The following is a 9286-nucleotide window of genomic DNA, read 5'->3' on the forward strand; positions in this document are numbered from 1 at the left end:
GAGAGAACGTCGGTTCAGGTCGGACAATCCGTCGCGGAGAGTCAGCCTGTCGGATGGACCCCCGATGATCGACAATCATCGTCGGAGCTCTATCTGGAGGTCCGCGAGCAGGGTTCACCCGTCGACCCGATGCGATGGATGAACAACAAAGCGGGCTGATGCGGCCTCAAATCCGTCGCGTCAGTCGGGACGTATAGCGGTGCAACACCCGGCCAAGGGAGCCTGAACCCGGCAATGAAGAAGTATCTCCTGATCGGCGCGTCGGCGTTTGTACTGGGCGCTGGATCGATGGCCTACGTGAGCCAGCAGGCTCTTGCGTCCTCGCAACCCCGGGCGAAGACCTACCGCATGCTCGGCCTGTTCGGCGACGTGCTGAACACGGTCGAAAACCAGTATGTGACCGAGGTGGACGACACCAAGCTGATCCAGTCGGCCATCGATGGCATGCTGACCAGCCTCGACCCGCACTCGGGCTATCTCGACCCCGAGGACTTCGACGACATGCGCGACCAGACGCGCGGCGAGTACGGCGGCCTGGGCATCGAGGTGACCAGCGAAGACGGCGTGGTCAAGGTGATCAGCCCCATGGACGGCACCCCCGCCTTCAAGGCCGGGATCAAGGCCGGCGACTACATCACCGCCGTGAACGGCGAGAGCGTGCTGGGCCTGACGGTCACCGAGGCGGTCAAGCAGATGCGCGGCAAGCCGGGCGAGGCGGTCAGCCTGACCATCGCGCGCGAGAAGTCCGACCCGTTCGACGTGAAGCTGATCCGCGAGGTCATCAAGCCGAAGTCGGCCACCGCGCGCCTGGAAGGCGACAACATCGTCCTGCGCATCGCGTCCTTCAACGAGAAGACGACCGACGAGGCCGAGCAGGCCTTCGCCGAGATGCGCGCCAAGAACCCCAAGGCCAAGGGCCTGATCCTCGACCTGCGGAACAATCCGGGCGGCCTGCTCGACCAGGCGGTCGGCGTGTCGGACCTGTTCCTGGAAGGGGGCGAGATCGTCAGCCAGCGCGGCCGCGATCCGCGCGACGTGGAGCGCTACAACGCCCGCACGGGCGACATGACGGGCGGCATGCCGATCGTCGTGCTGATCAACTCGGGCTCCGCCTCGGCTGCGGAAATCGTCGCCGGCGCCCTGCAGGATCGCAAGCGCGCCGAACTCGTCGGGACGACCAGCTTCGGCAAGGGCTCGGTGCAGACGGTGATCCCGCTGCGCGGCGGCATCGACGGGGCGCTCAAGCTGACCACGGCGCGTTACTACACGCCGGCCGGCCGCTCGATCCAGAAGACCGGCATCGAACCCGACCTGGAAGTCGCCCTGACCCGCGACGAGGCCCAGACCATCGCCAACCGCGCCTACCAGTTCTCGGAAGCCTCGTTCCGCAACGCGCTGAACGCCGACGAGGGCAAGGTCCGCAAGGGCGCCCACGAGCCGGCCGAAGCGCCGCCCGAGGGCTTCGACGAGAAGAAGGACTTCCAGATCGCCCGCGCCAGCGACGTGCTGAAGTACGGCTCGGTCGCCGCCACGCCCAAGCTGCCCAAGCCGACGGCGCGCATGGCCGAGATCGTCAACAAGGCCAAGGTCGCCGAAGCCAAGCCGGCGCCCACGCCGAAGTAGGGCTGCCGACAAGACTGAATTGAAGAGGGCGGCTCGAACGGGTCGCCCTTTTTCGTTCCGCCCCCTCGCAGGGGGCGATTGTCCGCAAAGCGTTAACCATGTTGAACCACCTTCCAGGTTGAGGAGCACCCTGCCTTGGCCGCGATCGCCCTGCCCCAGTTCAAGATGCCGAAACTGCCCAAGGTCGACGTGGGCGCTGTCCTGAAGAGCCCGGCTGTCGGCCTCACAGGCGCGGCGGTGCTGTTCGCGGGCGCGGTGATCGCGCTGGCCCATCTGCTGGGTCCGGTGGGCGGAGCCACCAGCGTGACCATCCCCCTGGACGAGAGCCTGCGCGGCGCTCCTGTCGGCTGGCGCGAGGCGCTGAAGACCAACCGCGGCGCGCCGCCGCTCTACAAGGACGTGGTGCAGCTGTCGGAACGGCCCCTGGCCCCCGGAGCGGGAGGCTCGCCCGGCCGCATGGCCGGCGGCCCGGCGGCCATGGCCGGCAGCGCGCTGGCCGTCGCGCCGATCGCCGGCTTCTACGCGCCGGGCCCAGGCGGCCCGCTCCCCATCATCGCCCAGGACGGCCGCACGCCGGCCCAGGCCTACGCCCGTCCCTTCACCCCCAACGGCCGGCCCAGAGTGGCGCTCGTGATCGGCGGCCTGGGCCTGAACGCCCGCGCCACCCGCCAGGCGATCGAGACGCTGCGCCCCGAGATCACGCTGTCGTTCAGCGTCTATTCCGAGGGCCTGCAGGGCTGGATCGACATGGCGCGCGCGCGCGGCCACGAGGTGCTGATCGAGGCGCCGATGGAGCCGGTCGACTATCCGGACAACGACAGCGGCCCTTACACGCTCATGGCCGGGGGCCAGCCGCCCGAGACGGTGAAACGCCTGGAGTGGATCCTCTCGCGCGCGACCGGCTACTTCGGGCTGACGAACTACCTCGGCTCCCGGTTCCTCGCGACCGACCCGGCCTACAACGCCTTCGCCGCCTCGCTGAAGGGCCGCGGCCTGGCGTTCATCGACGACGGCGCGGCGGCGCGGCGCGGCGGGGGAATGCCGCGGGCCACCGCCGAACGGGTGATCGACGACAAGCTCGCCGGCGCGTCGATCGACCAGCAGCTGCTCGCGCTTGAGGCGGGAGCGCTGCAGCGTGGACAGTCCCTGGGCTCGGGCTTTGCCTATCCCATCACGCTGGAGAAGGTCGCGCAGTGGGCCAATGAGGTGGAAGCGAGAGGCTACCAGCTGGCCCCCGCCTCGGCGCTGACGCGGGTGCGATGACCGACCTCCCGGACTATCGGCCCAACGTCGGCGTCGTCCTGTTCCACCCCGATGGACGGGTATGGCTGGGCAAGCGGGCCGGCACGCCGGGGCCCTACAACTGGCAGTTTCCGCAGGGCGGCGTCGATCCCGGGGAAGACCTGGAGACCGCGGCGCGGCGCGAGCTGGGCGAGGAGACCGGGGCCACGACCGCCAGCTACCTGGGCCGCACCGACGGCTGGATCACCTACGACTACCCGGCCGACGTCGTAAGCGCCCAGCGCGGCCGCGGCTTCAAGGGCCAGAAGCAGGCGTGGTTCGCGTTCCGCTTCGATGGCGACGAGCGCGAGTTCGACCTCGACGCCCATCACGAACCCGAGTTCGAGGCCTGGCGCTGGGGCTACCTGGCGGAAGCGCCCGGTCTTATCGTGCCGTTCAAGCGGGCGGCCTATGAGATGGTCGCGCGCGCCTTCGCCGCCTTCGCGGCGACGAACGGCGCAAGAGCCTGATTTCGGCGACGGCGTTTACGGCTTCGCTGTAGAGTGGCGCGGAGGGGACCCGACACCGAATGCCTACGATCGTGATGACGCACGGCGCGTTCTGCGCCGGCTGGGCCTTCGAGGCCTTTCGCGTCCCGTTCGAGGCGCGGGGCTGGACCGTGCTGGCGCCCGACCTGCCGGGCCATGGCGAGCGGGGCGGCGTCGCGGGCCTGTCGATGTCGGACTACGCCAAGAGCCTGGTCAGCCTGTGCGAGAACCTGCCTGAACGGCCAGTGCTGCTAGGCCACTCGATGGGCGGTCTCGTGAGTCAGATGGCGGCGCGGCGGGTCTCGCCGCAGGCGCTGGTCCTGATCGCTCCGTCGGCGCCCTGGGGCGTCACCGGCTCGTCGATCGAGGAGGCGATAACGGCGTTCGGCGTCCACATGGTGGATCCGTTCTGGGCCTCGGCGGTCAGCCCCGACCGGCACCTGATGCGGCACCACAGCCTGGATCGCACGCCGAAGCCCCGCCGCGACGCGATCCTGGACCGCCTGCGCCCCGAGAGCGGGCGGGCGGTGCGGGAGGTGCTGAACTGGTGGCTTGACCCGTTCATGACCACAAGCGTCGGCTCAGGCCCGCTGCCGGCGCCGTCGCTGGTGTTCGCGGGCGAGCGCGACGTGGTCCACCCGGTGGCCACCGTGCGTCAGACGGCCGAGCGTATCGGCGGCACGTTGCGCATCATGCCCGGCATGAGCCACTGGCTGATCGGCGAGGAAGGCTGGGAGGATGTGGCCGAGGCGACGCTCAGCTGGCTCGAGACCGAGGTCCGGCTGGCGGTCTAGCGCGCTCGGCGCATCGCCCACCGGATCAGGCCGACGGCCGCCACCAGCGCCCAGGCGCCCTCCATGACGGTGGCCGACAGGTTGAAGTCCTGGGTCAGCAGGCCCCAAAGGATCAGGCAGGCGCCCACGAGGTTGCACGCGAGCGAGATCGGCTTTTCAGAGTCCAGCTTGCCGAGGGCGGCGCCGGCATAGGCCGCCAGGATGAGCAGGACGCCGAGGAGGCCCGCGGCGTCCGTCAGGCTCATCTTAGAACTTGCGTTCCTGATACTGCATCGTGGCCAGATCGTAGGCCTTGTTCACCTGGGTGTCGTCAGGCTTGCGGACCGTCGAGAAGTTCAGACCGATCGACTGCGTCGAGGTCAGGTACTCCCACGAGCGGCGGACGCGCTTCAGGCCGTCCGGATCCTGGGGTTGGGTGTAGTTGGCGGTCGGATCCAGGGGGGGCTGTTGGACGAAGGCCCAGACGTTCAGCGACTTGGCGATCTCGGCGTCCTGCCCGGTCGGGAAGCGCAGGTCGGCCATGCAGACCGTCTTGTTCGAGCCCGAGGGGTAGAGGACGACCTGATAGGCCTTGCCCTCGGCGCCGTAAGGCTTGCTCCAGGTCTGGTCGCGGCGGTTCAGCTTGAAGCCATTAGCCTTGGCCAAGGCCTCGAGAGGCTGGCCGCGCACGGCCGGCATGCAGACCTTTTCGATCACCTGGATCGCTTCGAAACCATAGCCCGACGTCGGCAGGGTGGGCGCGGGCGGCGGCGCTTCGGCGGCGGGCGGCGCAGGCGGCGCTTCCGCCGCGGGCGCGGGCGCGGGCGCGGCAGCTGGCGGCGCAGGCTGCGCGGCAGTTTCCTGGGCTTGGGCCGCGGTCGCCAGACCGGCGGCGAGGATCAGGCTGGTAAGGGCGAAGCGCATCTGGAAATCCCCTGACATCGGCCGGGCATAGAACTTTAGCATGGCGCCCTAGGCAAGGCCCTCAGGCGCCCAATTTACGGCAGTGATTTAGCTGCCTGTCTAGACGGCTTCCACAGCATGTTCTGCCAGGATTGTGAGCCCATCCGGCGTCACGTCAGCGAAACCACCCCGAACCTCGTAGGTCGTGATGGTCCCGTCGTTGTGCACGCGCAGCGGCCCTTCCTTCAGCGCCGTCATGAACGGCGCGTGGCCGGCCAGGACGCCGAAGTCGCCTTCGGAGCCCGGCGCGTCCACCTGGTCGACCGGACCCGAGAACAGTTCCCGTTCCGGCGAGACCAGGGAGAAGTGCAGCTTGTCGGCCATGATCCCTAGGCTTCCTGCGCCAGCTTCTCGGCCTTGGCGACCGCGTCTTCAATGTTGCCGACGTTGTAGAAGGCCGGCTCGGGCAGGTGGTCGTACTCGCCGTCCACCAGCGCCTTGAACGAGCGGATGGTGTCTTCGAGGCTGACCAGCACGCCGGGGGTGTTGGTGAACTGTTCGGCCACGTGGAACGGCTGCGACAGGAAGCGCTGGATCTTGCGGGCGCGGGCCACGATCAGCTTGTCCTCTTCGGACAGCTCGTCCATGCCCAGGATGGCGATGATGTCCTTGAGCTGCTTGTAGGTCTGCAGCGTCTCCTGGACGCGGCGGGCCACCTGATAGTGCTCTTCGCCGATCACCAGCGGGTCCATGATCCGCGAGGTGGAGTCCAGCGGGTCCACGGCCGGGAAGATGGCCTGGGCGGCGATGTCGCGGCTCAGCACCGTCGTCGCATCCAGGTGGGCGAACGAGGCGGCCGGCGCGGGGTCGGTCAGGTCGTCGGCGGGCACGTAGATGGCCTGCACCGAGGTGATCGAACCCTTCGAGGTCGAGGTGATCCGCTCCTGCAGGTTGCCCATCTCGGTGGCCAGGGTGGGCTGATAGCCCACGGCCGAGGGGATGCGGCCCAGCAGAGCCGACACTTCCGAGCCGGCCTGCGTGAAGCGGAAGATGTTGTCGATGAAGAGCAGAACGTCCTTGCCCTCCTGGTCGCGGAAGTACTCCGCCTGGGCCAGGCCGGTCAGGGCGACGCGGGCGCGGGCGCCCGGGGGTTCGTTCATCTGGCCGTAGACCAGGGCGCACTTGGAACCCTCGGTCGAGCCGTTGTTTTCCTTCGGGTCGATGTTGACCTTGGACTCGATCATCTCGTGGTAGAGGTCGTTCCCTTCACGGGTCCGCTCACCCACGCCGGCCAGCACGGAGTAACCGCCGTACGCCTTGGCGATGTTGTTGATCAGCTCCTGCATGGTCACGGTCTTGCCCACGCCGGCGCCGCCGAACAGGCCGATCTTGCCGCCCTTGGTGTAGGGGCAGAGCAGGTCGATGACCTTGATCCCGGTGACCAGCACTTCGGCCGACGTCGACTGCTCGGCGAAGGACGGGGCCTCGCGGTGGATCGGCGAGCTGAACGCCGAGTTGATCGGGCCGGCTTCGTCGATCGGATCGCCGATGACGTTCATGATGCGGCCGAGGCAGGCCGGGCCGACGGGAACGATGATCGCCTTGCCGGTGTCGACCACGGGCTGGCCGCGGGTCAGGCCTTCGGTGGTGTCCATGGCGATAGCGCGCACGGTGTTCTCACCCAGGTGCTGAGCCACTTCCAGCACGAGGCGGAAGGGCTGGCCCGTCCGCTGGTCGGTGTTGGTCGTCTCGAGCGCGTTCTGGATCGCGGGCAGATGGCCCTCGAACTCGACGTCGACGACGGCGCCGATGATCTGAACCAGCTTGCCGGTGGCGACGCCTTGCGTGGCGGTCGCCTTCGGGGCGGCGGAGGCCTTGGCGGGAGCGCGCTTGGCCGGAGCCTTCGCGGGGGCCTTGGCGGCGGGCTTCTTGGCGGTGGTGGTGGCCATGTCCAACTCTCTCGTAAGGCTAGATCGCTTCGGCGCCGGAGATGATCTCGATCAGCTCCTTGGTAATCTGCGCCTGGCGTGCACGGTTCATCTGCAGGGTGAGGCTGGCGATCATGTCGCCGGCGTTGCGGGTGGCGTTGTCCATCGCCGTCATCTGGGCGGCGAAGAACCCAGCCTGGTTCTCGAGCATGGCCGAGAAGATCTGGGTCGTGATGTTGCGCGGCAGGAGGTCGGCCAGGATGGTGGCCTCGTCCGGCTCGTACTCGTAGGCCGCGCCCTTCAGGTCGATCGTGGCGCCGCCGGCGGCGACCTCGGCCGGGATCAGCTGGCGCGCGGTCGGGGTCTGGGTGACCACCGATTTGAACTCGCTGAAGAACAGCGTGACGACATCGACCTCGCCGGCCTCGAACATGGCCTGGACCTTGGCCGACACCTCTTCGGCAACCGCCAGCGACGGGTTGCCGCCCACTTCGTACGATTCGACGAGGCGGCTGGCGTGACCGCGCCGCAGCTGGTCGCGGGCCTTGCGGCCGGCGGTGATGATCTTGACGTCCTTGCCATCGGCCAGGAGCTGATCGATGCGCAGGCGCGCGGCCCGGACGATCGACGAGTTGAAACCGCCCGCCAGACCGCGGTCAGACGTCGCGACCACCACCAGGTGACGCTGGTCTGAGCCGGTGCCCACCAGCAGCTTCGGCGCGCCGTCGCCCGAAACGCCGGCCGCCAGGTTGGCGATGACCGACGCCATGCGCTGGGCATACGGCCGCGAGTCCTGCGCGGCGTTCTGCGCGCGGCGCAGTTTCGCCGCGGCCACCATCTGCATCGCCTTCGTGATCTTCTGGGTGGATTTCACCGCAGCGATCCGATTGCGCATCTCCTTGACGCTAGCCATACGCCGTCAAGCCTTCCTGAAGAGCCACCAGGTGCTGTCGTCCATCACGGTGGTCCTTCTCCAGAAGAAGCCGTAATCGACCAGCACGAGGTCGCGAAAATTGTCGAGGTAGAGCGACCCGAAGTCGTTCTTGAAGAGCAGGTCCGTCTCACCGCGGTAGGTGATCGTCTCGGCCTTGGGCGAGAAGTACTCCGCGCAGAAGACGTACTTGGACGAGACCCGGTGGATCTCGCGCATCGTCTGTTCGAGCAGGCTGGGGTCCACATGGATCAGCACGCCCGAGGTGAAGGCCATCTCGACGGCCCCGTCCGCCAGCGGAATCTTGTGGCCGAAGCCCTCGATCACGCGGTCCTGGGGCAGGATGCCGTCCTCGACCAGGCGCTTGCGCGCGGCCGGGTTCGGCTCGATGCCCCAAAGGTCCATCGGCGCCAGCGCCTGGATGCCCTGCAGGTTGAGGCCTAGGTTCGGACCCACCTCCAGCGCGGACTTCGGCATATCGCCCACGATGCTGCGGAACACCTCGCCCCAGACACGCGTGCGGCCGCGCACGGCGTCGGTCGTACGGGCGTTGCGCTCCGTATACCGATCACCGAACTCGCCCGACCAGGCGTCCAGTGCTTTGGGTTGATCCGCGGCCATCGGTCTTTCGCCTAGGCGAAGGTTTCCGCGAACGCCGCCAGAGCCGCCTTCAGATCGTCTTCGACGTTCTTCAGGTCCTTCTCGATGCGGATCTTGTCCAGGATCGCCTGGTGCTTGCTGTGCAGGTTGGCCAGCAGCTCACGCTCGAAACGGCCGACCTGGTTGGTCGGGACCTTGTCGAGGTAGCCGCGGGTGCCGGCGTAGATCACCGCCACCTGTTCTTCCACCGACAGCGGCGAGTACTGGGGCTGCTTCAGGAGCTCGGTCAGGCGTTCGCCCCGCGCCAGCATGCGCTGGGTGGCGGCGTCCAGGTCCGAGCCGAACTTCGCGAAGGCAGCCATTTCCCGATACTGGGCCAGCTCGCCCTTGATCGGGCCGGACGCGGCCTTCATCGCCTTGATCTGGGCCGACGAGCCCACGCGGCTCACCGAGATACCCACGTTCACGGCGGGGCGGATGCCCTGGAAGAACAGGTCGGTCTCGAGGAAGATCTGGCCATCGGTGATCGAGATCACGTTGGTCGGGATGTAGGCCGACACGTCGTTGGCCTGGGTTTCGATGAGCGGCAGGGCGGTCAGCGAGCCCGAGCCGTTGTCCTCGTTCAGCTTCGCCGCGCGCTCCAGCAGACGGCTATGCAGGTAGAACACGTCGCCCGGATAGGCTTCGCGGCCCGGCGGACGCCGCAGCAGGAGCGACATCTGGCGGTAGGCCACGGCCTGCTTGGAAAGGTCGTCGTAG

General features: G+C 68.1%; 10 protein-coding genes and 1 pseudogene. 4 read left to right on the plus strand and 7 right to left on the minus strand.

Annotation, left to right across the window (positions count from 1 at the left end; genetic code table 11):
* The first annotated feature begins 234 nt into the window (after positions 1–234).
* The 4 genes from EPN98_RS06830 (at position 235) to EPN98_RS06845 (ending at position 4186) form a co-directional block, all read left to right on the plus strand.
* Positions 235–1623, plus strand: a complete 1389-nt coding sequence (locus EPN98_RS06830; protein WP_293361848.1) for a S41 family peptidase — start codon at positions 235–237, stop codon at positions 1621–1623.
* Between the two features lie 135 nt (positions 1624–1758).
* Positions 1759–2886 (plus strand): divergent polysaccharide deacetylase family protein, encoded by a 1128-nt coding sequence (locus tag EPN98_RS06835; protein WP_293361850.1) that lies wholly within the window; start codon positions 1759–1761, stop codon positions 2884–2886.
* Positions 2883–3374 (plus strand): RNA pyrophosphohydrolase, encoded by a 492-nt coding sequence (locus EPN98_RS06840; protein ID WP_293361852.1) that lies wholly within the window; start codon positions 2883–2885, stop codon positions 3372–3374. Before EPN98_RS06835 ends, EPN98_RS06840 begins: the two co-directional genes overlap by 4 nt.
* A 59-nt stretch (positions 3375–3433) precedes the next feature.
* Positions 3434–4186 carry an alpha/beta hydrolase gene (locus tag EPN98_RS06845; protein ID WP_293361854.1) on the plus strand — a complete coding sequence of 251 codons (753 nt, stop codon included), beginning with the start codon at positions 3434–3436 and terminating at the stop codon, positions 4184–4186.
* Here the strand turns inward: EPN98_RS06845 and EPN98_RS06850 are convergent.
* From EPN98_RS06850 to EPN98_RS06880, 7 genes and pseudogenes are all read right to left on the minus strand, one after another.
* Positions 4183–4431: a hypothetical protein gene (locus EPN98_RS06850; protein WP_293361856.1), complete on the minus strand. Its 249-nt coding sequence runs from the start codon at positions 4429–4431 to the stop codon at positions 4183–4185. The two genes, EPN98_RS06845 and EPN98_RS06850, sit on opposite strands and share 4 nt — an antisense overlap.
* A gap of 1 nt (position 4432) precedes the next feature.
* On the minus strand, positions 4433–5089 hold the full coding sequence (locus EPN98_RS06855; RefSeq protein ID WP_293361858.1) for a hypothetical protein: 657 nt from the start codon (positions 5087–5089) through the stop codon (positions 4433–4435).
* Positions 5090–5188: 99 nt separating this feature from the next.
* A complete protein-coding gene (locus tag EPN98_RS06860; protein WP_293361860.1) occupies positions 5189–5452 on the minus strand; it encodes an ATP synthase F1 subunit epsilon in 264 nt (87 codons plus the stop codon).
* Between the two features lie 5 nt (positions 5453–5457).
* The gene (atpD, locus tag EPN98_RS06865; RefSeq protein ID WP_293361862.1) at positions 5458–7017 is read right to left on the minus strand and encodes a F0F1 ATP synthase subunit beta; all 1560 of its coding nucleotides are present in this window, start codon (positions 7015–7017) and stop codon (positions 5458–5460) included.
* A 19-nt stretch (positions 7018–7036) separates the two neighbouring features.
* The gene (locus tag EPN98_RS06870; RefSeq protein ID WP_293361864.1) at positions 7037–7909 is read right to left on the minus strand and encodes a F0F1 ATP synthase subunit gamma; all 873 of its coding nucleotides are present in this window, start codon (positions 7907–7909) and stop codon (positions 7037–7039) included.
* A gap of 6 nt (positions 7910–7915) precedes the next feature.
* Positions 7916–8548 (minus strand): pseudaminic acid biosynthesis-associated methylase, encoded by a 633-nt coding sequence (locus EPN98_RS06875; RefSeq protein ID WP_293361866.1) that lies wholly within the window; start codon positions 8546–8548, stop codon positions 7916–7918.
* Between the two features lie 11 nt (positions 8549–8559).
* Positions 8560–9286 (minus strand): annotated as a pseudogene (locus EPN98_RS06880) (F0F1 ATP synthase subunit alpha); the annotation flags it as partial.

It is taken from the genome of Phenylobacterium sp. (genome assembly GCF_004299445.1).
GTDB lineage: Bacteria > Pseudomonadota > Alphaproteobacteria > Caulobacterales > Caulobacteraceae > Phenylobacterium.